The organism is Solwaraspora sp. WMMD1047 (assembly GCF_029626155.1).
GTDB lineage: Bacteria > Actinomycetota > Actinomycetes > Mycobacteriales > Micromonosporaceae > WMMD1047.
This window is the reverse complement of the sequence record NZ_JARUBL010000001.1, coordinates 5,975,684-5,998,600: the sequence shown is the minus strand read 5'-3', so window position 1 is coordinate 5,998,600 and position 22,917 is coordinate 5,975,684. Positions and strand designations below refer to the sequence as shown.

The following is a 22,917-nucleotide window of genomic DNA, read 5'->3' as shown; positions in this document are numbered from 1 at the left end:
TGGAGACGAGGTGGCTCGAGTCTCGGCTGGTCAACCTGGGTCGTGCCGTCAGACCGTCCCGAGACGTCGGGCGAGGGTGTGTAGTTCGCGCCCACCGGCGGTCGCTCTAGCCCTACGAAGCATGGCGCCGACGGTCTCCCGTACCTGGGGAGACAATCTCACCCGCTGCGGCGCGATCGACTCGGCACGCAGCAGGGCGGCGAGTGCTCGGGGTTCGTTCCCCTTTGACTGGGCGAGCGAGCGGCCCATGTCGGCGTAGTAGGTGGCCTGGCGGTTCAACGAGCCGAGACGGGTCGGGTCGATCTCCGGTATGGCGCTGACCCGGTCACCCTCACCGAGCTCGGCGTACACACCCATCCGCCAGATGACGACATTCGTGGGACCGAACCACATCTGTGCGAAGTTGCGTTCGCCGACGCGCTGCGCTACTTGCTCGGCCTCGTTGAGGTGTGCGTGGGCGGCATCGGTGCGGCCGGTGATGGCGGACGACATCGCTGCGGTCAGGTGGAGCATTCCGTAAACCTGGGCCGCCCTTGTGTCGCCTGCGGCGGCCTCGGTGCGGTCGAGTGCCGCGGCAGTGTGTCGCTGGGCCACGTCCTTCGCTTCCGGGGGGAGTGCGTGGAGGGCGGCGAACTCCGCGACCGCCAGCCAGGCCGGATCGGCGAGGGTGGGAGCGATCGTTCGACACTGTTGGGCGGCGAGCATGGAGAGGTCGACGTAGCCCAGGTACTTGGCCGCGAAGGTGGTGGCGTATGAGATCCAGACCAGCATGGTGGCTGCTTCGGGATTGTCTCGGTGGGCGTGGAGGTCCAATAGCAGGGCGGGGAGTATCGGTAGGAGCCGGTCGTACCGGCACGTGTTGTGCAATTCAACCGCGTTGTCGAAGACCGCACGGAGTTGATCGAGGCCCCGGGCGGCGGTGTGCCGGTCGTCGAGCGATATCGCCATCAGCGCTCCCCGGAGGGCGGGCAACGCGGTGGCCGCGACGGAGTGCTCGATGCTCTGGGGATCGTATGGCTGCCCGGTCAGGTCGGCCACCGAGACCTGTAGCGCCTGGGCGAGCGATACCTGCGAGCTGCGCTTGTCCAGGGGCGAGGTGCCGGCCTCTATCTGCGCGATGTAGCCCTGGGTAAATCCGGCCAGCTCCGCGAGCGCCCGCTGAGACAGCCCTCGCTTGAGCCGCCAGTGCCGTACGCGGACGCCAATGTGATTCGCGCTCATGGCAATCTCCCTCGGATCGCTACCAGTTCGGTCCGCAGCGCCTCCCAGGGGAAGAGATCGGCCGCCGGTGGCCCCATGTTCGGAGTTGGCAGGGGGAACCGCCTCGGGTCGAACATCACCTGTATCCCCCAGCTGCGAAGGGTCGCGACGCTTGCAGGGAACGCTGGGTGTCGCGCGAGAGCCGCATTGGGCGTGGGAACCGCCACCATCGGCAAGCCCAGGCCGATCGCCTCGTTCAAGATTCCAAGAGCCAGGGTGTCACTGTTGCCGCTCACCATCTTGTTGATGGTGTTGAAGGTGGCTGGGGCGATCACAACAGCGTCGGCGGGCGGCAACGCATCAGGTTCGTCCGGCTGCTTGTAGGCGAAGCGAACGACGTGCCCCGAGACCTGCTGTAGCTTCTCGCGATCAATGAAGTTCGTGCCCATCGGCGTGGCGATTACGCAGGTCCGCCAGCCGTCGGCCTGCCAGTCGGGCAGGTGGTCAACGAGCTGTGCGGCGGACCGGCCACCGCAGGCGACGACGTAGAGCACAGGTGAGTTCCTCAAGGTTCCTCCAGCCGCATCCGATCCTCATGCTCTCACCCGTACGTCATGGACTGCATCTGGGAACGGCTGGGATCAGTAGTGGTTCCCGTCTGGCCCCGCGCGAGAGGGATGTATCAGTGATCAACCAGTTGTATTAGGAACAGTAATGCTCTTGCGCGTAGAGCCACTTACGGTGATTCAACTCACGACGGCATCTGTCATCGTGCGGCCCGTTCAGCACAACGAGGCGTTGTCCAGATGGGAGAACCGCAATGGTCGAAGACCGAGTTGCGTCTCAGCCGCTGGATCATCGAACTCGCCCACGCTGTTCGGGGGCAATGGAGTCCGTCCCCTCGCAGATCTTCCCGCTTTGCGGGGTGTTGGTCTGCGGCGGTTGTGATCTGCGGTTGGCGCCGTTGCTGTCGGCTGATGGGCGGCGGTGTTACCGGTCGCCCTGCGGTTGTCGGTTGGGTCCGGTCGACGCCGGGGTGGCGGAGCGGCTGATCTACGACGTGCTGGATGAGCGGCGGCTGGTGCCGGCGGACGGTGTGCGGGTCGAGGACTGGCCGGATCTGTTTCGGCGGGTGCTGGCCGTGGTGCGTGTCGGTGCGATGTCGCAGGAGCTGGAGCTGGTCGTTCGGACCTGACCGGCGGTCGACAACTTCGGGAGGTGGCGGACGGTGGAGATGGCCTTGGCTGATCAGTTCTATCTGCTCGGTCACGATGACCGTACAGGGCGGGCCAGGTTGGCGTCGCGGGTCTGCGGGCTCGGGCTCGGTGCGGCGTTGCTCGCGGAGTTGGTCTACTCCCGGCATCTGTGGGTGCAGGGTGGTCGGCTGCGGCTGCTCCGCCGGCCGGTGCCGGTGGACGCGCTGGCGCACACCGTGCTGGATCAGCTCGCGGCGCAACCGGAGCGCACGGATGTTCGGACGTGGGTGCGCTTCTTCGCCGGCAATACGACGGATCTTGTCGCGGAACGGTTGTGGCGGACCGGTTATCTGCGGCCGCGGACGATGCGTCGACGGCTCATCAGCACGTCGGTGGTGTATGTGCCTACCGACACGAACCGGGCCGCGATGCCATGGGCGTTGCTGTCGATGAAGCTGCGGTGCCGCGCGTCGCTGGCACAGGACGAGGTGTTCCTCGCGGGGCTCTGCGCGGCGACCGGTCTGGACCGTTTCCTGCTGGACGGGCTTCCTGCGGGCAGCCGGTCGTATTTCGAGCAGGCGGTCGGTGCGGTGTGGCAGCCGGCGTACGAGCTGGTGGCGGCGGCCCGGACCGCGGTGGGGGACGCGGTCCTGGCGGCCCGGTCCTGACTTTGGCCTGGGAGGCGTTCCTGATGGTCAGACAGTTTCTTCCGGTGGGGTCGGATCTGGTGTCGACACGGTTGGCGGCGGACCGGCTCGGCGTGCCGGCGGTGCTGGTCTTCGTGCTGAGCGCGGCTACGCCCTTGACGGTCGTGGTGGGGGTGGTGACGACCGGGTACGCGACCACGGGGCTGATCGGTATTCCGGTGGCGTTCGCGGCGGTCGGGGTCCTGCTGGCGGTGTTCGCGGTCGGGTTCGTGGCGATGGGCCGGCAGATGGCCAACGCGGGCGCCTTCTACCCCTACGTCGCCCACGGCATCGGCCGGCCGGCCGGGGTGGGCGCGGCGTGGGTCGCGCTGGTGGCGTACAACCTGTTGCAGGTCGGCCTGTACGGCGCGGTCGGTGCGGCGGCCGGCCCGCTGCTGGGCTCCTGGTTCGGTTGGTCGTTGTCGTGGTGGGTGATCGCGCTCGCCGCGTGGTCGGTGACCGCCGTCCTGGGGCTGTCGCGGGTGGAGCTCAACGGGCGGGTGCTGGCGGTGCTGCTGCTGGCGGAGGTCGCGGTGATCGTGGTCTACAGCCTGGCCAGCCTCGCCCATCCCGCCGGTGGTGTCGTGTCGGTGCAGGCGTTGGCGCCGCAGAACCTGATCGGTCCGGGTGCCGGGGCGCTGCTGGTGCTGGCGCTGCTCGGGTTCGTCGGGTTCGAGAGCAGCGTGGTGTTCAGCGAGGAGTCGAAGGATCCGCGCCGGACCGTGCCGGCCGCCACGTACCTCGCGGTGGGGATCACCGCGCTGCTCTACGTCCTCGCGTCCTGGGCTGTCACGGTGGCCACCGGGCCGGGGCAGGTGGTGGACCGGTCCCGGGACGAGTCGACCGGGCTGGTGTTCAACCTGGCCGGTGCTCACCTGGGCGGTGAGCTGGTGGCGGTCGGGCAGCTCCTGTTCGTGACGTCGATCGTGGCGGCGTTGATCTCGTTCCACAACACGGTGGCGCGGTACATGTTCGCCCTCGGCCGGGAAGGGGTCCTGCCCGCCAGGCTCGGCTGGACGACGATGCACGGCAACGCGCCCGCGAACGCGTCCCTGGTCCAGTCCGGGCTCGGCCTGGCGGTGATCGTCGGCTACGCGGCCGGTGGTCACGATCCGCTGGTGCACCTGTTCTTCTGGGCGGGCACCAGCGGCGGCCTCGGGGTGCTGTTCCTGATCACCACTACCGCCGTCGCGGTCGTCGGTTTCTTTGCCCGTCGGCCGTCGGGGGAGAGCCGGTGGCGGCGGGTGGTGGCCCCGGTCATCGCGTTGGCGGCGCTGCTGGTGGTCGTCGCGCTCGCGGTGACGAACTTCGGGTTGCTGCTCGGCGTACCCGAAGGTCATGTCCTTGGTTGGGGCGTGCCCGCCGGCTACGTCGGGGTCGGCGTCGCCGGCACGCTCTGGGGCCTGCGGCTACGGGCTCGGCGCCCTGAGGTGTACGCGGCTATCGGCCGGGGCGCGAAGGCCGCTATCCCCGTGCTGGGGGCTCCACCGCTCGGACGGTGGCCGACCTGACGAACAGCCCGGCGCCCCATTGCGGTCCGGCCCGAGGCACGCCGGTCGGGGCCGTGGGAATCCCCACCCTTATTGAAGGAGAGCGACAAGGCGATGGAACCCCTCTCGAGTCCGCCCAACCGCCGGATCGTCGGTGAACAGCGCCAGGCCTGGACCGCAGCCGTCACGGACAGATACCGGTCAGGTGAGTCGATCCGCACGATCATGCGCAGCACCGGCCGCTCGTACGGCTTCGTGCGGGCGCTGCTCGCCGAGGGCGGCGTGACTTTCCGACCGAGGGGCGGCTCCCATCGCCGCCGGGCCCGACGCGAGCAGCCATGAGCGACCTTGGTACGCAGGCAGAGATCGTGCACCGTTACCTGGCCGGGGAGCCGATGCAGCGGATCGCTGCCGAGTTGGGCTTCTCCTACAGCGTGGTGCAGCGGCAGCTGCACCTGGCCGGGGTCGCCGTCCGGTCCAGCGTCGCCGGTCGGGCCGAGGGCCTGCGGGCCGCGCGGCCGGCGGTGCGGACGGCGATTCTGGCGGGTTCCCCGCTGGGCTCGCTGGTGCGGGAGCTGGTGCGGCCCGGGTTCCGGTCGCTGCACGGCGACGCCGAGGACCACCGGGTCGGGCTCTGGTTCGGTGGGGGAGCGGGCCGGTTGAGCAAGCGGACCGCGACCAGCGGTGCCGTGCTGCGCCGGCTGCTGGCCCGCACGATCGAGAACGAGGGTGGCTGCGCGCTGACGGTCAACCAGGAGGGCGGCCGGCTCGACGCGCTCGACTGGCCGGACGTGACGACGCTGCCGGGGGCGATGGCGATCGGCGCGACCGACGATCCGCGGCTGGCCGAGCAGGCCGGCGCGGCGGTCGGTCGGCAGCTGCGCGCGTTGGGCGTGACCTGGAACCTGGCCCCGGTCTGCGACCTTTACCACCTGAACCCGGCGGTGGGGACCCGCAGCTTCGGCGACGACCCCGGCCGGGTGGCGGTGCTCGCCACCGCCTATGTCCGTGGACTGCAGTCGGTCGGGGTGGCCGCGACCGCGAAGCACTTCCCGGGGCTGGGCGGTGCCAGCGGCGACCCGCACCGGGGCGTGTCGACACTGGACCGGCTTCCCGAAGGCGCGCTGCAGCCGTTCGCCGCCGCGATCGAGGCAGGGGCCGCCGCCGTGATGGTGGGCAGCCACGTCGTCACGGACCTCGACGATGCGTCGGCGGTCTTCTCCCCGGCGATCGTGCAGGGGCTGCTGCGTGACCGGCTCGGCTTCGTCGGCGTGATCGTGACGGAGAACCTGTCCATTCCGGCGGTGACCCGGCAGGCCGGCAGCATCGGGGAGGCGGCGGTGCGGGCGATGCTGGCCGGGGCCGACCTGCTGATGGTCGACTCGGAGATCTCCCGGTCGACGTCCCCGGGGGCGATCCGCCGGGCGAACACGATGACCGGGATGCGGCGGGCCGCGGTGATCGCCGCTGTCGTGGAGGCCGTCGAGTCCGGCCGGCTCAGCCAGGAGCGGGTGGTCGAGTCTGCCGGCCGGGTCCGGGCCCTGACGCGGCGGTTCGGCGTCGACGACCGCGCCGCCCTGCTCGACGACGACGGCTACGAGGTGGTCGATCGGGCGGCGGCGGCCACCGCCCGCCGGTTGGCGCGGTCGGCGGTGACCGTCGTACGCGACGACGAACGGCTGCTGCCGCTGCGGCCGGCGGCGGCCGACCTGCTCGGCGTTGTCCGGATGCCCCCGGCGGGACGGCTGCGCGCCGACAGTTCCTGGCAGACGCCGTTCACGCTGCCGGATCTGCTGCGTCGCCACCACGGACAGATCCAGGTCATTGACCTGTCGGCGGTGTGCGGCGGTCCGCCGCTGCTGCCCTGCCCGTTCGCGGCGGTGGTTGTGGTGACGCACAACGCCTGCCACAGCGGGTCGAACCACCGGCGGGTCATCGCCGGATTCGAAGCGGCCGGTGTCCCGACCGTTCACCTCGCGACGGGAGATCCGGCGGACCTGGACGGCACGCCGGCGCAGGTCGCGGTGGCCACCTACAGCCCATACGAGGCGAGCGTCGCCGCCGCCGTCGAGGTCCTGTTCGGGGTACGGCGACCGCGCGGCGCCGTACCCGTCGAATGGGGTCGGCGGTGACGCGGCCCGGCGGATTCGTGGTGGCTCGGGTGCCGGCCGGACCGCTGGTCGAGTACCTGGCGGCCTGCTACCGGGCGGTGGGGGTGGCGGACCGGCCGGCGCGGCGGGTGGCCCGGGTTCAGGTCGACACCGACCGGCGGGGGATCCTGTCGCACGGCAGCCGACTCGCCGGCCGGTACCTGACGAAGCTCGCCGACGGGCGGCTCAACCCGCGACCCCGGATCCGCACCGTGTTCCGGGGCGGCGTCTGCCGCCGGCTCGACGCCGACGGTGCCCTCGGGCCCTGGGCGGCGGACGTGGCGGTTCGGCACGCCGCCGCCATCGCCCGCCGGATGGGTGCCGGCGTGGTAGCCGTGAGCGGCTGCGGACACATCGGGGCGGCCGGCTCGTCGGCGATCAGTGGCGCCGCCGCCGACATGCTGACCCTCGTCATCGGGCAGACCGGCGCGGCGAGCGTCGCCCCGGACGGCTCGGTGTCGCCGGTGCTCGGCAACACCCCGGTCGCTGTCGCCGTACCGCGCGGCGGCCACCCGCCGATCGTCGCCGACCTCGCCTGCGGCGCGATGTCCTGGGGCGCCGTCTCCGAACATCGCACCGCCGGCCGGCCGCTGCCCGGCGACGTCGCGTACGACGATGCGGGTCTGCCCACCCGCGACGCCGGCCGGGCGGCCGTGCTGCGGCCGTTCGGTGGGGCCAAGGGCTCCGCGTTGGCGGTGATCGCCGAGATCCTCGCCGGCACCTTCACCGGCTCCGCCGCCCTGCCGTCGGGCGAGCGGCGCGGACTGCTCACCGTGGCGATCCACCCCCGCGGCCTCGGGGTCGCTGTCGGGCAGGTCGAACACCTCGCCGCCGCGGTGCGCGACGCGGTGCCCGTTGCCGGCATCGCGGGAGCCCGGCTCCCCGGCGACCGGGGCTGGGAGGCGGCCGCCGTCGCCGACCGGGACGGCATCGGCCTGGACGCCGCGCACCTGCGCTGCCTGACCGACGCCGGCCGCCGGTACGGCGTCGACCCCACCACGCTGACCGACCACCTCATCACCGTCCATGCCGCAGGTTCCTGATCCGCCCGACGCTTGGAGGAAACGATGAACGCACGTGCCACCTACGGTCTGCACGATCCGAGCCTGCGGGACCAGTTGGCCGCCCGGCTGCACCGGCTGCGACCGCTGACCGACCCGTACCTGGCCGTCACCACCGCCCGACTCGCCCACGTCGGAGCCACCACCGGACGGCAACCGACCAAACTGCCGGAGGCGCTGCGGGTCCTCACCGCCGACCGGATGCTGCACGAACCGACCGGACGCAGGGTGCCCCTGACCGAGACCCCGGCCCGGCTCATCGAGCCGCTGCAGCGCGCATACCGCCTCGAACCGGCCGACGTCGACGCGCTCCGCTTCTCGATCAACCTCACCTACGAGTACCCCGGCATCGTCGGCAGCCCCACCGCGCCGCTGGCGCTCAAGGCCCGACCCGACCCCGGCTACCGGCCGGCCATGACCGCCGACGAGATCCTGCGGTCGCAGCAGGACGCCGGACCCGACGGGCTGAACACCAGCTACCTCGTGTCGCAGATGAAGGGCGGGATGAGCGTCGACTTCGGCATCGGCTGCCCGCTGATGTGCGCCTACTGCTACCGCCGCGAAGGCGACACCGTCGACGGCTACCTCGGCTCGTGGCAGCCTACCGAATTCCTCGACGCCGACCAGGCCATCGACCGGCTGCTGGCCCACCCCTGGTTCACCCCGCACATCACCCCGATCGGCCTGCACATGTCGACCTCCGAGGCGTTCATCCCGCAACTGTGGCCCCGGACCCTCGCGGCGTTGCGCCGCCTCGACGACCTCGGACTGACCAACCGGGTCAGCTGCATCACCAAGTACGGACTCAGCGACGAGCAGATCACCGCCCTGGAAGAGCTCCGCAACGTCGACCTCGACATCAACGTCTGCTACGCGGCCATGCCCAGCACCGTCGAACCCCCGAACGTGGCCAAGCGGATCGACTTCCTGCGCCGCGCCCTGCGGTCCGAACGGCTGAACGTCATCGCCTACTACCGGCCCATCGCCGAGGGGATCAACACCACCGACACGCACATCCGTACCGTCTGGGAGACCTTCAAGACCGCCGGTGCCCGCGTCGTCGTCCTCGGCGGGCTCAAGTTCGGCGACGACCACCTCACCAGCTTCATGACCTACGGCCTCCCGCTGCCGGCCGGCACCTTCACCCCCGGCAAGAAGCTACTCACCCCCGACACCGAACGCCGCATCATGACCATCTACGACCAGGTGTACGCCGACATCGAACCTGAAAGGCGGCCGGTCGTGGTGCGGCGCTCCTCCTGCGGACGGGTCATCGTCCGGGGCAGCCACCAGCCCGACTACAACGGACACTACGACACCCCGCAGAGCAACTGCCTGCTGCGCTGCCCGCTCGACCAGCACGCGGTCTGCGCGGCCGCGACCCCACCGACCAAGGAGCAGGTCCGGCACCTGCTCGCCCGGATCCCTAAACCCGACGCGGCCTTCAGCATCACCGGCCACACGGTGGTCGTACACCCTGAGCTGACCCCGTTCGAACGGACATTCCTGCGGCAGAACCTCGTCTTCCCGGTACACACCGCCCGCGAAGCTGCGGTCGGCATCGTGAAGGCCCTGTCGTGAACGACCAGCAGGCGGCCAGCCCGTTGCTACTGCGGCGTCCGCTGGAGTCCGACCACCTGCGGCTGGCCGTCTTCATGGCCATCACGTCGAACGATCCGGCTGTGCTGCACCGCCTCGTGCAGGTCAACAGGCCCGCCGTCGCAGCCGGGATCGCCCACGCGCTCGACGGGCGCGAGGACCTGCCGACCGGAGTGCTCGCCCACCTGGTCGCGGTTCACGCGGATCTGCGGGCGAGCACGAGCCGGCTGCGTACCCGTCTGTTCGGGAACGACGCCGGCTGCCATCGGGTCACCCGTACCGTCGCGTTCCTGGAACATCGGCCCGCCGGCGTCGACCTCGACTTCGTTGCCAGCGCCCGGTTCACCAACACCATCGTCAAGGCGGACGGGGCGGTCCTGGCCGAGATCCTGGCCCGGACGCTCGCGGCCGAGGTGATTGACGAGGGTCGGCTTCCGACACTGAGCCGCGTCCTGACCGCCCGTGACGCACTGGAGGTCGACGAGTTCGCCCGGAAGGCCGCGGCGGCGCTCGCCCGTACGGAACGGGCCCGGCGCGTTCAATCGGTGGCGGCACCTCTCGCGGGGGTGCGGGAGACTCTGGCGGACTCTACGCGTCAGCTCACCCGTGCCACCGATCTCCTGGTCGGCGAGCTGCGGGAGACGGCGGCCTGTGGCGACGACGCCGAGGCGGCGATCGCCCGCGTCGCCGGGGTTCCTGCCGCGCTTCCGGCTGCGGCGCGGCCCGTCATGCACCATCGGCACCGTCAGACCGGACTCGTGTCGGCCCGGGCAGGCAGCGACCCTGACGGCTTCGGGGCGTTGTGGGAGACCACCTGGGCGGCGCACGCCACGACGCCGGACGGATCCACCTGGGATGCGTGCCAGCGGCCGCTCGTCGTCGCGTACCACCTGCTCGCCGCGAACGCCCGGACCGCGACCGGCGCCACCCCGGACCGCTGTTGGGCGACCGACCCCGCCGGTCGGCGCCTGCTCCACGCCGTCGCCGACCGGCTCACCGGGTATCGGCACATCCAGTCCCTCGACCGGTTCTCCGACGACGCCGTCCTGCGGTCGTTCGCCCAGCACCTCGCTCGGCAGCAGGGCGACCGGGTCGCGAGCCTGCACGTCACCGGGTTCGTCGCCGCGGTCAAGGCCGCTCGATCCAAGAGCCACCTCATCGACCATGCGGGGCGGTTGCGTCTCGGCGTCGTCATTCCGATGCGCGCCGAGCAGGCGCGGCTGCGCGTACCCGATGATGTTCATCCGGGCGGCCAGGACGCGGTACGGGTCAAGATAGAGCAGTTGGGGTGGCTCCTCGACAGCCACCCGGACGCGCTGGTGGAGGTGCTCTTCGTCGACGACGACCCCGCCGGCCCCACCGCCCGGGAGGTCGCTGACATCCTCGCGGTCCTCGACCCGGTCCCGGGGCTGACCGTGGCGGTCGCCGCCCGGCCCGACGGGTCGGCCTCGGCCAAGGGCGGCGCTGTGCTGTACGGGCTCGGGCAGCTGGCCAGCCATCGGTATCTGCTCTACACGGACCTCGACCTGACCTACCCGCTCAACCAGGCCGGGCTCCTGCTGCACCCACTCATCAGCGGGCAGGCCGACGTGGTGATCGGCTCGCGTCGCCTGGCCGACTCACACGGCTACTACCCGCCCGTCGGACCGAACGCCGCCGCCCGCCGGTACCAGCAGGCCGTCACCGAACTGCTCCGGCTGCCCATGGTCACCGACCCGCAGGCTGGCTTCAAAGCCTTCAGCGGTGACCTTCTGCGGCGGATCCTGCCCGCCGTCCGCGACCGTCAGCTCAGCTTCGACTCCGAACTCCTGCTGCTCGCCCGCCTCGCCGAGGCCACGATCACGGAGGTCGGGGTGTGCGCGCTGCATCAGTACTCCGACGGGTACGTCGGCACTCCCCGTGACTACCCCGCCATGCTCGAACGCGTCCGCCAGCAGGCCCGCGATCACGAACCCGACGGCGCGTAGCCCTCGGCGATCCCCGTCGCTGCCGGTCGACCGCTGCGTAGAATCTGGGCGGTCGACAGGACAGAAAGCGAAGGGGAATCGTACGTGCCCACGAAAGCCGTGATCGCCGTGGCCGGCTTCGGCACGCGATTCTTCCCTGTCGCCAAGACGCTCAACAAATGCATGCTTCCGATCCTCACCAAGCCGGTCGTCCAATACGCGGTCGAGGACTGCGTCCGGGCCGGAATCACCGACATCGCCATCGTCACAGCCCCCGGCCAGGCCGGCAGCCAGGTCCGCCACTACTTCACCGCCGACCCGGACACCGAGGCGTACTTCCACGACCGAGGCTGGGACGACAAGTGGCGACCGGCTGCCCACCTGCAGGACCTGGCCACCTTCACGTTCCTCGAACAACCCCGGGACCAGCGGTACGGCACCGCCGTACCGGCCATGGTCGCCCGGGACTTCATCGCGGGCGAGGACTTCGTACTGCTCGCGGGCGATGACCTGCTCCTTCGGGCTGACGGCGGGTCTGACATCGCTGATCTTGTCGATCGGGCGTGGCAGGCGGGGGTGTCCGCCGCGCTCGCGGCCGCCACGGTCGACGGCACGCAGGCCTACCGGTACGGGGTGCTGTCCACAGCCAACCGTGACGCCGATACGCACATCTTCACGGGCATCGTCGAGAAGCCCCGCGACTGGCAGAAACCCACCTGCTTCGTCAACATCAGCCGCTACTACCTGCCGGCAGACATCACCGGGTACTTCGATCGGCTCCGGCCGGATCCGAGCACCGGCGAATACCAGACGACCGATGTCATCGAGGCGTACGCCACCGACCACGAAACCCTCGTCTCGCCCATCACCGGCACCTACTACGACTGCGGAAACATCAACGGCTGGCTCGCCGCCAACAACGCCGCCGCCGGGCTGGCCGACCGGTAGCTGGCAGGCGACCTTCTCAGTCCGAGAGGCTGCTCAATTGGTGAGAAGCCCGATAGGCTGCCGATCGACGGCCTGATGTCGGGCCGTCCTGACGCTCCGCATCTCGACGTAAGCCGCCCACTGTGGAAGCCTGGCGAAGCCTCCGTCATCCCGCCCGTGAGCGTGGACCCGTCGCCAGGTTGTTTGGCCAGGTCAACCGCCATGATTGACGAGCGCAATCGGTCCCGTGGGGTGTCACTCAGCCGACGAGGGTAGGACCCTTCGCAGCGGACCGGATCCAGCCCAGCTCAAGACAGTTAGAATCTGCACCCTGCCGCAGCTCCCGTCGGAGCTGCCCTTCATTGAGGGGCGCAAGCCGTCGCCCGGCACTCCGGGCAGGGGCTCCCGAGCCGCAGCTCCCGTCGGAGCTGCCCTTCATTGAGGGTGTCCGGGGCGTTCGATCGGCCCGGAGATCAGCACCCCGGCCGCAGCTCCCGTCGGAGCTGCCCTTCATTGAGGGGCGGCGGCCGAGCGGGTTCGTGGTTGGCGATGGCGCCGCAGCTCCCGTCGGAGCTGCCCTTCATTGAGGGGCCCGCTACGCCGAGGGCCTGGACTCGTGGGCGCCCGGGCCGCAGCTCCCGTCGGAGCTGCCCTTCATTGAGGGAGGCGCAAGTTGTCGCGCGGCAGAGTGATGCGACCGAGCCGCAGTTCCCGTCGGAGCTGCCCTTCATTGAGGCAGCACCAGCAGCCGCTCCAGGTGCCGCCGCGGCCGCAGCTGCCCTTCATGAGGGAACCGCATGGAGCTGGCCCGCAGAGACGTCTTGGTCGAGCCGCAGCTCCCGTCGGAGCTGCCTTTCATTAAGGCATGGTCCTCGGTTACGTGTCCGTCATCGCCGACATGCCGCAGCTCCCGTCGGAGCTGCCCTTCATTGAGGCCCGATCCAGGCGGGCAAGCCGGTCAAGAACCCGATCGCCGGCCGCAGCTCCCTCGGAGCTGCCCTTCATTGAGGCCTCGGCGACGCCACCGGCTCGACGCCTCTGACAGTGCCGCAACTCCCGTCGAAGCTGCCCTGGTTGACCCGTCTGGGCGACCGTCACCAAGAGGTCAGCCGCAGCCCCTCGCCGTCGGCCGCGGACAGATCGGTGTCGCACGATGATCCGTTGAGAGGGCGGACCGAGCGGAGTTCTGCGCGAGTCATAGGAGTGATTCGGTGGCGGGGGCGACCGGGGCCGTCAGCGGTTGACGGTCTGCGCAAGATGCTCTGCGAAGCGGCTTAACGGATGTTGATCACCCAGGGCGGCGACGCATGCCCGACGTGCTTCGTCCAGCGTGGCTGACGCAAGCTGTGACTCGCCTACGTCGGCGAGGAACCTAGCGTGCTGGAGCCTGGACCCGATGGTGCGGGCATGGTCGGGCCCAAGGATGCGTACGCGGTCGTTCACGAGCTCGGCGAACAGCCGAACTGCAGTGGCCGGGTCTCCGGTCTCCCCAAGGAACCGGGCGAGCTGGTGGCGGGTGCTCAGCACGCGGGGGTGCCGGGGGCCGAGAATCCGTTGCTGGTCGGCGATCAGCTCGGTGAGCAGGGCGATGGCCTTTCGTGGTTCGCCTGCATCGCCCACGGCGCGGGCGTACTCGTATCGCGTGCTCAACGAGTACGGGGTGTCGGGACCGAACAGTCCACGTATCTCGGTCAACAATTCGGCGAGGTGACGAGCGGCCTCCTCGGAACGCCCCGCCTTAGCGGTGTAACGGGCGATGTCGATGCGGACCAGCAGTGTGTCGACGTGACTGTCACCCAGTATCCGGCGGCGCTGCTCGGCCGTCTCGGTGAGCATTCGTATTGCAGACTCGGAGTCACCGGAACGGCCGACGAATTTGGCCTCGTACCCTTTTGAAGTGAGCGTGTGTGGGTTATCTGGCCCGAGCACTGCGGCACGTCGATCGCCGACATGGCGAAGGATTCGCGCGGCCTGGGCGGCGCTACCCGCCTCGCCGAGGTAGCGGGCATGGTCGTGCTGTGCCTGCAAGGTGTCGGGGTGGTCTGGGCCCAATCGTACTTCCCGGTCCGCTGCGATCGTGCGTAGCTGCTCGGCGGCGGCCACCGCTTGCCCCGCGTTACCCCAGGCCAGGACGTAGGCGTAGTCGGCGTTGGCGACATGGTGCCGGCGGGCTTGCTCGAACGCGGAGATCGCGTGGTCCGGCCGTTGAACATCGATCGCTGCCCATCCGACGTCATATGCCTCGGCGGGTGTGACGTGTCCCAGCAGTGTGGTCCAACTCGGTTCGGGCACGGCAGGGAGGAATGGCTGGTCAATCAGGTAGTCGAATGCGAGATATCCGCGGTCGCCGACTTCGGTGAGAAGGCTGCTGGACGCGTACGTTATGGTCGTTGCCCAGCGAATGGCCTGCTCCACGCTTTCGAGATGCAGGCGGTTCGCGCTCTCAATGAGATACGTTGCGTGCAGCGACAGCAGGAGCTCAAGCGGGATGGGGCGGTGTACACCTATACGGCGACAATCGACGGCTGCGGCAACCAGTGCTGCGCCGCGCGGGTGGTCGCCCACGGTTGCCGCGCGCTGCCAGTCCGCCACTAGCTCAGGGCCTGCGGCCAGGAACTCCGCGACTCCGTACTGATGCGCCTGGGCGACGGCCTTGACCACCCTGCGGTCCGTAGTGGTACTTCGTGCGCGATTCAGCTCGCTCGCCGACCACGCACGCGGCAGCTCCAGTGGGTTGCGGGCGAGCAGCAACACGTCTCGGCCTGCCCGCCATACCGCCGCATCGGATGCATCCCGGTGGCGGGCGCTGTACCGGTCATACTCGCGCACTCGCATCGTCGCCAAGATCACCACATGTCGAGACGGATGCTGCGCCAGCAGACGATCGACGGCGTCGACCGTTAGGCCACCAGCGCCAAGGTACAGATCCAATTCGTCCAGCCAGACCACATGTTGGCGTCCCGAGCCCACCGCTGCGCAGACACCGTCGAAGCCCTGCCCCGGTGTAGGCCGGTGGAACCGGTGCTCTGGCAGTTCGTCGCGCATCGCCTCGAACGCCAGGCGGGACTTACCAGCGGTCGACTCGCCGATCAACAGGACAAACCCGCCCTCCCGGAGCCGTTCACGCAGCTCTGCGTACGCGTCGCGGTGCACGAACTCCGGCACTCGGTTGCTGTCATTGGTACCTCGCACGGTTGCCGCTGGGTGGACGCCGAGAACGATGGGATCGGTCAGATCGCGCACGCTGCGCCGACGTTCGGGCTCTCGACTTGCCGCGCGGTTGATGCTGTCCTGCGCTCTCGCACTGAAGATGCCCGCGATGCCCGCGCCCGCCGTACCGAGAGCGGCCGCCGCCCACGGTGGTAGCCAAACGGCCGTCAGTACGCCAACCGCACCCCCGCTGATCGACGCGGCGAGCAGGGTCAGCCATGGCCGCATCTTCCTCCACACGCGTAACACCCCAATCGCGAACGGTCCGGCTGGTCCATCGTCCTGGGTGCGCGCAAGTGGATTGCGGTGGGGGCAAAGCCTGAGACGAGGTGCCTACCGGTTCCACAGCTGCAAACCGTCGGTCATTAGATCTTGATCCTGGGCCTGGTGCTCGGGACTGGATCTTTCCGAGCCTGTTGCCTGTTGCGACTTGGCGCGATGTACTCGGTGGCTGTGTCCGAACTGCGCAGATCCGAGCGAATCCGCTTCATCTTTCGACTCATGGCGAAAGATTGATGGAAGTGCAACTTGCCCGGTGAGACGCATTGCTGAGGCGATCTCGCGTTCGAGCCTATGCCGAATCCTGCTTGATCGGAAAGTCACGCGTTGGTTCAAGAGCCCGTCAGGAGTTAGCGGTGTGACCTGTCGGCCGTAGAAAGTGTCGGTCCTACCGCCTATGGTCTCCCGCGTGCTGACGGAACCCCCCGGGCAATGACCGGGTTTCGCGAAGCAGGAGGCACTGCCAGCACTTGCGGCTTGGAGCGCAGTGCCTGGCACTCCGACCGCGACAGTTGACTTGCTCGTGCACGTTCCTGGAAGGACTTTGAATGCGTTCGTTGGATCTTGCTGCGTTGCTTGCCGCTGGGTCACCCGGTGGGTCGAGTTGTCTGACGTCGACGACGGCGCTGGAGCCGGCCGGCGGGCGGCACGCGTCGGTTGCGCCGGCCAAGTTCGCTGAGCGGAACAAGAAAGGCGGGGTGTACGCGTACGAGCAGCGTTTTCTCGGTGACGAGAGCCGGTACGCGGTGGTGATCGACTCGAAGCAGTCGCAGCTCAACCGGGCCGAGCAGACGCTGGCCCAAGCCGTTGAGGACGGTCACCCGCTGCTGTCGCGGGTTCCGCACGTGCGGGTCACCTACGAGCGGGACGGGGGAGTCGAGCACTATTACGACCTCACGCTGCCGCACCGGGTGTTCGATGGGCACATTCGTGCCGGCTCGATCGATGGCGTGCCGACCACGCAGACGCCGGCGTACCGGGCGGTCCGGGACGCGAGCCCGGCCAACGCTCGGGCGCTGCTGGAGACGAGCCCGGTGACGCTGGTCTTCGGCGGCTGGGACTCAAGCCGGCGCAGCCGCCAGGGCCGGTGGCGCAGCGCGCTTGTCGGGGAGATCGTCGGCTTCGTCTCCGCAGGCCGGGACCAGACCGGTGCGCTGGTGAAGCCGGAGCCCGGCCTGCGAGGCGGCGCCCGGGTCGACCCGGTCGGTATGCAGATCAACCTCGGCAAGAAGGCGATGACCGAGACGGCGACCCGGCAGCAAGACGAACTGAGTCGTGCCACGTACGACAAGATCGTCAAGGCGGCGAACGCGATCAAGCCCGGCGCCGGGGAATCGGCGTCCGCGCTCGGCCTCGGCGGTATCCCACCGACGCTCGACCAACTGGCCGGGGTTGCCTGCGACACCATCATCCGCACACATGTGCTCTCCTTCGCCACCCTTCGGCAGATGCGATTCGGTGCCGGGGTCGAGGGCGACGCCGCCTGCCGGGCGTTACTGGCCGCGTTGGCGCTCAACGCGCTCGCCCGATCCGATGCCGAGCTCTCCCTGCGGGCCAACTGCGACCTGGTTGAGGCGGAAATGCCGACGGTACGGCTTGACCAGCGGGGAGGTGCGTTCCTGGACGTCGAGCCGCTCAGCATCGACGCCGCCGACCTGCTGCTTGGGGAGGCGCTCGCGCACGCCGAGAAGGTTGCCGATGTCGCGTGGTCGGGTCTGGCGATGCGGGTCATTGGCAACCCGGATATCGTCTCCGGCGCGGTCGAGGCGGACGAGAAGGAATGAGTTTCGCGATCGTCGCCGAGCCGCTCCTCGGCGTCTACAAGGGGCACGTGGGCAGTGGCCAGCTTGATCCGCTGCCGTCACCGGCCCGCCTGCACGCCGCCCTGCTCTGCGCGGCGGCCCAGGGGGTGCGGGCGGTCGCCGACGGCGACGGGCTACGACCGTCCGACGCGGATCGCGAGGCGTTGCGCTGGCTGGAGGCCAATCCGCCGGACGGCGTTGCCGTACCGGAGACGCTGCGCAACGACGGCCCTGAGACGGCGTACCGGAAGGAAGGTCTGGTCGTCAAGGAAGGCAGCAGCCCGTTGTCGGAGAAGCTGGTCGGCAAGCCGGCGGTGAACGGTGTGGCGGTGACCGGGCGGTTCGCCTGGACGTGGGAGCAGGAGCCGCCCGAGCCGGTGGCCGCGGCGCTGGCCGACCTCTGCCCCGAGGTGCCGTACCTGGGGACCAGTGAGTCACCGGTGCGGCTCGCGGTGGCCGTCGCCGAGCCGACCCATCGTCTCGACCGGGAAGCGGATCTGTTCACCGGTGATGGGCTTGACCTCGCGGTCGCCACCATCGGGCGGGCGGAGGCACTGGAAGCGGCGCACCGAGAGACGTCGGTGGCGCCGCGGCTGAAGGCCGACGCCCACCGGTCGAGCGAGAAGACCACGCCGCCGCCGCTGGTGACGACCGGTCTGGAACTCGGCCGGTACGCGCGGCCGGTGCCGCCACCGCCGCCGACGCCGTGGACGTCGGTGCTGCTCTTCCGGCTCGCCGCGTCGATCCCGGCGGAGCGGCGGGTGCGGCACGCGGTCGCCGTGCACCGCGCGCTCGTCGGGCTCGTCGGTGACGGCGCGCCCGCGATCCTGACCGGCGTATACGAGCCAGGGGCGCCCCGGCCAGCGAACCGGTGCGCGATCCAGTTCCTCGGCAACGACGCGCCGCACGTTGGCGGACCCGCGCTGGCGTTGCTGCTGCCGAGGGAGGCGAGCGACGTCGACCTCACCCTGATCCGGATGGCGGTGCAGCGGCTGCGGCATGTCAAGGTCGCCACCGGCCCGTTCACGGTCCAGCCGCCGGTGGAGGTGCTCGCCGACGAGTTCTGGCCGGAGCCGGCGGCCGGTACCGAGCGATGGTGGCAGACCGAGCCGGTCGCCGTACCCGACAGCCGTCCGCCCCGCGGCGGACGCTGGTCCCTTGCCGACGCCGCCGCGCTGTCGGTCGCGCTGGTCTGGCGGCACGAGATCTCCGCGCCGGGCCGGGGCGACGCGCGTTACCGGGCGTTGGCCGAGGCGGCCGCCGGGCGCGGAGTCCGGGTCGAGTCCGCGGTACGGGTGATGGATGGTGGCGTGGGCCGTTACGTGCACAAGGTGAATCCGGAGACGGTGATCCAGCCGTACCGGGCCGTGCTGAGCCTTGGTGATCTGACCGGCTCCCGGACGATCGCCGCCATCGGGCAGAGCCGGCACGTGGGCGGCGGGCTGCTGGTGCCACGGGATCTGCCGTCCGAAATCGTCCGGAGGTTCGCCCGGTGAGCGTCGATCGCGCAGACTTCGGCGCCTTCTTCGCCGCAGTCCGCGGTGGGCAACGACCGTTCCGGTGGCAGGAGCGGCTGCTTGACCACATCCTGCGTACCGGGCGGTGGCCCGACCAGCTCGTGGCCCCTACCGGGTCGGGCAAGACGAGTGTCGTCGACGTACACGTGTTCGCGGTGGCGCTGATGGCCTCCGGTCACCCGGTCCGGGTGCCGCGCCGGCTGGCGCTGATCGTTGATCGGCGGGCTCTCGTCGACGACCAGCACGAGCACGCGACGTCGATCGCGGACCAGCTCGCGGAAGCTCGGGGAGGTAGAACCGTCCTCGCACGTATGGCCGAGACGCTGCAGTCGCTGCGTACCGGCCGTAAAGACCCGGCTGAGCGGCCGTTGTCGATTGCGCTACTACGAGGTGGTGCACCGCCGTCACGGGAATGGCTAGACGACCCGCTGAGCTGCGCGGTGCTCTGCGCCACGCCCGACATGTGGGGGTCGCGGCTACTGCTGTCCGGCTACGGGTCTCGGGCGCAGGCCTGGCCGCGCGAGGCCGGTTTACTCGCGTACGACACAGTAGCCGTCGTCGACGAGGCACACCTGTCCCGGCAACTGGTGACCACGGCCCGCCGGGTCGCGGAACTGGCCACCGTCGCGGAGGAACCGATCGGAGTGCCGATACTGCAGGTGGTCGAGACCACCGCTACCCCGCACGCCGACGCCGGGGTGGCGGTCGGCGTCGAACCGAACGACCTGGCCGTGGACGAGGTACTGCGGAAACGGCTGACCGCCCCGAAACCGGTCGCCCTGCTGCCGCTGCCGTCCTGGCCGATTCCGCGCAGCGGCCCGGCACGCAAGGCGGGCATCACCGCCTTGACCGAGGAGGCGATGCGGCTGCATCAGAGGCACAAGTCGACGGTCGGCTGCTTCGTCAACACCGTCGCGGTCGCCGCCGCTGTCGCCGGGGAACTGCGGGCACGGGGCCTGAAAACCGAGCTGATCTGCGGTCGGCTGCGGCCGTACGATGTCGACCGCCTCCGGCCGCCGAAGTCAAAGCTGCTCACCATTCTCGGTGACCCGAACGTCGACGTCCTGGTGAGCACCCAGAGCCTGGAAGTCGGAGTCGACCTCGACCTGGCCGCGGCGGTGACGGAACTGGCACCCGGCGGCGCCATCGCCCAGCGGGCCGGCCGGGTCAACCGGCTCGGTCGGCGCCAGACGGAGATCACCGTGATAGTGCCGGCCGCCGACCTGCCCACCGGGTCCAAGTCCGGGCCGTACCAGCGGGACGACCTCGCGGCGGCCCACGAATGGCTGGTGGGCCGGGCCGCCGACCCGGCTGGCCTGGCGCCGTGGGCACTGCGGGAGCCCCGACCACCGGCCCCGGCGCTGCGGCGGGACCTGTTGCAGCGGCTGGAGCTGGCCCAGAGCTGGCACCTTGCCCGGACCAGCGACGACCTCGCCGCACCGCAGGACGACCTCGACCTATGGCTGTCGGACGACCTCGACGAACCCGACCACGAGTTCGGCATCGTCGTGCGGCGGGCATTGCCGACCGACGAAGCCGACGCCGTCCCGCTGTTGGAGAGCCTTCCGCCCCGCGAGCACGAGGTGTTCCCGGTGTCGATCCGGTGGGAGAAGGAGATCCGGTTTCGGGTGAAACCGGGCTCGGTGCTGGTCCGGCCCGGTGACGGCAGGCCACGCGCGCTGACCGATGACGAACGTCTGCACCCTGGCCGGGTTCTCCGCCCCGGCGACCAACTCGTAGTCGACGACACCACCGAGCTGTTCATCGCCGGGGTCGTCGACGTGGACGGCAACGATCGGGTCGACGACGTGCTCGACGCCCTCGACAATCCTGGCCGGGGTGACGTTGTGCTCCGGATCGAGCGGGACACCGCCGCGCACCGACGGTTTCTCGACGCCATCGCCGCCACGACCGTCGACCCGGACGAGCCGGCCGTGGTCGAACCGGAGCTGAGCGAGATCGCCCGGTTGTTGCGGGCGCACCGCGATGAGCTGACACCGCGCCCGATGGTGGTGGCGGCGACCGGTCTGCTCGACCAGCCGGACACTGAGCCGGCCGGGGCCGAGGTGATCCTGCACTGGCAGGACTCCGCCGACGGTGAGCTGGAACTTTGCCGGCTGATCGTTGTCGACCTCCGCAACGCTACCGTCGACGACGAGCTGCGCCAGACGTGGACTCCGCGCCGCCGACGGGTGCCGCTCCGCCGGCACGCCGACGCGGTAGCGCAACGGGTCGGAGCCGTCGCCGGTCGGCTCGGGCTCGCCGCTGAATTGGTGGACGTGCTGCGCCGCGCGGGGCTGCACCACGACGACGGCAAGGCCGACGAACGATTTCAACGACTGTTGAACGCCGACCCAGACCAGGCCGAGCCGCTGGCTAAGAGCGGCGTACGCGACGCGCGTCGGATGAGGACACTTCGAACCTCCTCCGGGTTGCCAACCGGCTGGCGGCACGAGCAACTCTCCGTGGTCCGCGCCTGGCCCGCATTGTCGGCTCTCGAAGACGATCATCGGGATCTGGCGGCCCGGCTGGTCGGCACCAGTCACGGGCACGGCCGGCACGGGTTCCCGCACACCAGCGAGCACCTGGTCGGCAAGCACGACGAGGTCGCGGCCACGCTGTTCGACGAGGGCCGGTGGGACGAGCTGATCGAACGCACACACATCCGTTGGGGGGTGTGGGGCTGCGCATACCTGGAAGCGTTGCTCCGTGCGGCCGACGGACAGGTCTCCGCGGAGGGATCATGACCGACTTCGTACTGGCGACCGCTGAATCGACGACGATGCTGTCGCACATGGCACTCTATGGCCTTGCCGCGATCGTCGAGGACTGCGGCTTGGAAGAGGTCCGGCTGTCGTGGACCGGGGGAATGACTCCCCGACCGGTGCTGAGCGCACCGCAGGCCACCCCCGAGAAGATCGGCGAGATCGTACGCCGGCACGCGGCCGAGCACGACAACCCAGAGAGCTGGCCAAGTCGGCAGCTCAGCGAGGGTGAGCAACGCGCGCTGATGAGCCCCCGTATCAGCCTCATCGCCGACGGCGATAGTTGGCGTGACCTGCAAAACCGCAGACACGCTGTGCTCGACCAGCTCACCGACGCGCGAGCGCTGCTGGACCTCCGGCTGATAGCCGCGCTCGGTGAGCCGAGCTACTGGAGCCGGAATCGGCAGGGCCAGCGGTTGCAGGACGACGGCGCCAGCCGGCTGGAGATGCAGCCGCGCAACCAGGGATCGGAGTTCGTCGGGAACCGGATCCGTCCGCTCGCTGCAGCCGTCGCCGCCCGAACGGCCGCCGCTGTCAGCGATGGGCTGCTCGGCAGTAGCGTCCGCGACGAGATCGGCAAGGACCAGCCAGCCAGCCGTACGCCCACCGGATTCGCCGCACCCGGACCCACGGACAACGCGCTGGCCTGGTGCGCGCTTTGGGGCATCTCGCAGTTCCCCATTGCCCAGCGCAACAACGACCGCGCCAGCACCACCGGCCACATCGGACCGGGGATAGCAGGCTACTTCTACGTACCCGTCTGGAAGGACCGGTGGCGCACGGCCCGGCACCGGACGATCACCGCGAGTGGGCAGATGTCCCGCTTCGCGACCACCGGACTCACGGCGAAAAACCTCGGGCGGGCGTCGGACGACGACGCGGCCCGGCGCGAGGCGGATCAACAGTGGTTGGCGAACCGGGGCGTCACCGCGGTCGTGCGCTTCCCGGTACAGCGTTTTGGCAGCGACAACGCGCCCGAACGCCGGGCCATGCTCGGCGAACTGCTCAAGACCGAGCGTCGCTGATGCCCGAGCTGATCCCTATCAGCCTGGTGGCGCACCGGGCGTTCTGCCCCCGCCGGGCCTGGCT

16 protein-coding genes and 1 CRISPR repeat array are annotated in these 22,917 nt (G+C 70.0%); of the genes, 13 read left to right on the top strand and 3 right to left on the bottom strand.

What is annotated here, in order from left to right:
* Positions 1 to 48: 48 nt before the first annotated feature.
* Positions 49 to 1,221: a helix-turn-helix transcriptional regulator gene (locus tag O7627_RS27380; RefSeq protein WP_278096339.1), complete on the bottom strand. Its 1,173-nt coding sequence runs from the start codon at positions 1,219 to 1,221 to the stop codon at positions 49 to 51.
* The gene (locus O7627_RS27375; protein ID WP_278096338.1) at positions 1,218 to 1,754 is read right to left on the bottom strand and encodes a flavoprotein; all 537 of its coding nucleotides are present in this window, start codon (positions 1,752 to 1,754) and stop codon (positions 1,218 to 1,220) included. Before O7627_RS27375 ends, O7627_RS27380 begins: the two co-directional genes overlap by 4 nt.
* A 461-nt stretch (positions 1,755 to 2,215) precedes the next feature.
* On the opposite strand from O7627_RS27375, the gene O7627_RS27370 reads away from it, so the two are divergent.
* The 9 genes from O7627_RS27370 to O7627_RS27330 all read left to right on the top strand — a co-directional run bounded on the left by O7627_RS27370 (position 2,216) and on the right by O7627_RS27330 (position 12,276).
* The gene (locus O7627_RS27370) at positions 2,216 to 2,395 is read left to right on the top strand and encodes a hypothetical protein (protein ID WP_278096337.1); all 180 of its coding nucleotides are present in this window, start codon (positions 2,216 to 2,218) and stop codon (positions 2,393 to 2,395) included.
* 45 nt (positions 2,396 to 2,440) lie between these two features.
* The gene (locus O7627_RS27365) at positions 2,441 to 3,064 is read left to right on the top strand and encodes a GPP34 family phosphoprotein (protein ID WP_278096336.1); all 624 of its coding nucleotides are present in this window, start codon (positions 2,441 to 2,443) and stop codon (positions 3,062 to 3,064) included.
* A 23-nt stretch (positions 3,065 to 3,087) separates the two neighbouring features.
* A complete protein-coding gene (locus tag O7627_RS27360) occupies positions 3,088 to 4,593 on the top strand; it encodes an APC family permease (RefSeq protein WP_278096335.1) in 1,506 nt (501 codons plus the stop codon).
* A gap of 93 nt (positions 4,594 to 4,686) precedes the next feature.
* Complete coding sequence (locus O7627_RS27355) at positions 4,687 to 4,914, top strand: helix-turn-helix domain-containing protein (RefSeq protein ID WP_278096334.1); 228 nt, start codon at positions 4,687 to 4,689, stop codon at positions 4,912 to 4,914.
* Positions 4,911 to 6,704: a glycoside hydrolase family 3 N-terminal domain-containing protein gene (locus O7627_RS27350; protein WP_278096333.1), complete on the top strand. Its 1,794-nt coding sequence runs from the start codon at positions 4,911 to 4,913 to the stop codon at positions 6,702 to 6,704. Before O7627_RS27355 ends, O7627_RS27350 begins: the two co-directional genes overlap by 4 nt.
* Positions 6,701 to 7,765 (top strand): Ldh family oxidoreductase, encoded by a 1,065-nt coding sequence (locus O7627_RS27345; protein WP_278096332.1) that lies wholly within the window; start codon positions 6,701 to 6,703, stop codon positions 7,763 to 7,765. Before O7627_RS27350 ends, O7627_RS27345 begins: the two co-directional genes overlap by 4 nt.
* A 24-nt stretch (positions 7,766 to 7,789) precedes the next feature.
* Positions 7,790 to 9,364 (top strand): hypothetical protein, encoded by a 1,575-nt coding sequence (locus O7627_RS27340; protein WP_278096331.1) that lies wholly within the window; start codon positions 7,790 to 7,792, stop codon positions 9,362 to 9,364.
* Positions 9,361 to 11,349 carry a hypothetical protein gene (locus O7627_RS27335; RefSeq protein WP_278096330.1) on the top strand — a complete coding sequence of 663 codons (1,989 nt, stop codon included), beginning with the start codon at positions 9,361 to 9,363 and terminating at the stop codon, positions 11,347 to 11,349. The genes O7627_RS27340 and O7627_RS27335 overlap by 4 nt, the downstream gene beginning before the upstream one ends.
* 84 nt (positions 11,350 to 11,433) lie before the next feature.
* Positions 11,434 to 12,276: a sugar phosphate nucleotidyltransferase gene (locus O7627_RS27330; protein WP_278096329.1), complete on the top strand. Its 843-nt coding sequence runs from the start codon at positions 11,434 to 11,436 to the stop codon at positions 12,274 to 12,276.
* A gap of 312 nt (positions 12,277 to 12,588) precedes the next feature.
* A CRISPR array of direct repeats spans positions 12,589 to 12,992; the repeat unit is 36 nt; unit sequence GCCGCAGCTCCCGTCGGAGCTGCCCTTCATTGAGGG.
* A 496-nt stretch (positions 12,993 to 13,488) separates the two neighbouring features.
* Here the strand turns inward: O7627_RS27330 and O7627_RS27325 are convergent.
* A complete protein-coding gene (locus O7627_RS27325; protein ID WP_278096328.1) occupies positions 13,489 to 15,693 on the bottom strand; it encodes a tetratricopeptide repeat protein in 2,205 nt (734 codons plus the stop codon).
* A gap of 599 nt (positions 15,694 to 16,292) precedes the next feature.
* On the opposite strand from O7627_RS27325, the gene cas7u reads away from it, so the two are divergent.
* From cas7u to O7627_RS27305, 4 genes are read left to right on the top strand one after another with little or no spacing between them, the layout of a single operon-like run.
* The gene (cas7u, locus tag O7627_RS27320; protein WP_278096327.1) at positions 16,293 to 17,528 is read left to right on the top strand and encodes a type I-U CRISPR-associated RAMP protein Csb1/Cas7u; all 1,236 of its coding nucleotides are present in this window, start codon (positions 16,293 to 16,295) and stop codon (positions 17,526 to 17,528) included.
* The gene (csb2, locus tag O7627_RS27315; RefSeq protein ID WP_278096326.1) at positions 17,525 to 19,042 is read left to right on the top strand and encodes a type I-U CRISPR-associated protein Csb2; all 1,518 of its coding nucleotides are present in this window, start codon (positions 17,525 to 17,527) and stop codon (positions 19,040 to 19,042) included. Before cas7u ends, csb2 begins: the two co-directional genes overlap by 4 nt.
* Entirely contained in the window at positions 19,039 to 21,810 is a 2,772-nt protein-coding gene (gene cas3u / locus O7627_RS27310) for a type I-U CRISPR-associated helicase/endonuclease Cas3 (RefSeq protein ID WP_278096325.1), read from the top strand. The genes csb2 and cas3u overlap by 4 nt, the downstream gene beginning before the upstream one ends.
* Complete coding sequence (locus O7627_RS27305; RefSeq protein ID WP_278096324.1) at positions 21,807 to 22,853, top strand: hypothetical protein; 1,047 nt, start codon at positions 21,807 to 21,809, stop codon at positions 22,851 to 22,853. The genes cas3u and O7627_RS27305 overlap by 4 nt, the downstream gene beginning before the upstream one ends.
* Positions 22,854 to 22,917 lie beyond the last annotated feature (64 nt).

Bases quoted from the DNA above. Each gene is read 5' to 3' on its own strand.
- O7627_RS27380 (WP_278096339.1), bottom strand. From the start codon at position 1,221: ATGAGCGCGAATCACATTGGCGTCCGCGTACGGCACTGGCGGCTCAAG.
- O7627_RS27360 (WP_278096335.1), top strand. From the start codon at position 3,088: ATGGTCAGACAGTTTCTTCCGGTGGGGTCGGATCTGGTGTCGACACGG.
- O7627_RS27355 (WP_278096334.1), top strand. From the start codon at position 4,687: ATGGAACCCCTCTCGAGTCCGCCCAACCGCCGGATCGTCGGTGAACAG.
- O7627_RS27350 (WP_278096333.1), top strand. From the start codon at position 4,911: ATGAGCGACCTTGGTACGCAGGCAGAGATCGTGCACCGTTACCTGGCC.
- O7627_RS27340 (WP_278096331.1), top strand. From the start codon at position 7,790: ATGAACGCACGTGCCACCTACGGTCTGCACGATCCGAGCCTGCGGGAC.
- O7627_RS27325 (WP_278096328.1), bottom strand. From the start codon at position 15,693: ATGCGGCCATGGCTGACCCTGCTCGCCGCGTCGATCAGCGGGGGTGCG.
- cas7u (WP_278096327.1), top strand. From the start codon at position 16,293: ATGCGTTCGTTGGATCTTGCTGCGTTGCTTGCCGCTGGGTCACCCGGT.
- csb2 (WP_278096326.1), top strand. From the start codon at position 17,525: ATGAGTTTCGCGATCGTCGCCGAGCCGCTCCTCGGCGTCTACAAGGGG.
- O7627_RS27305 (WP_278096324.1), top strand. From the start codon at position 21,807: ATGACCGACTTCGTACTGGCGACCGCTGAATCGACGACGATGCTGTCG.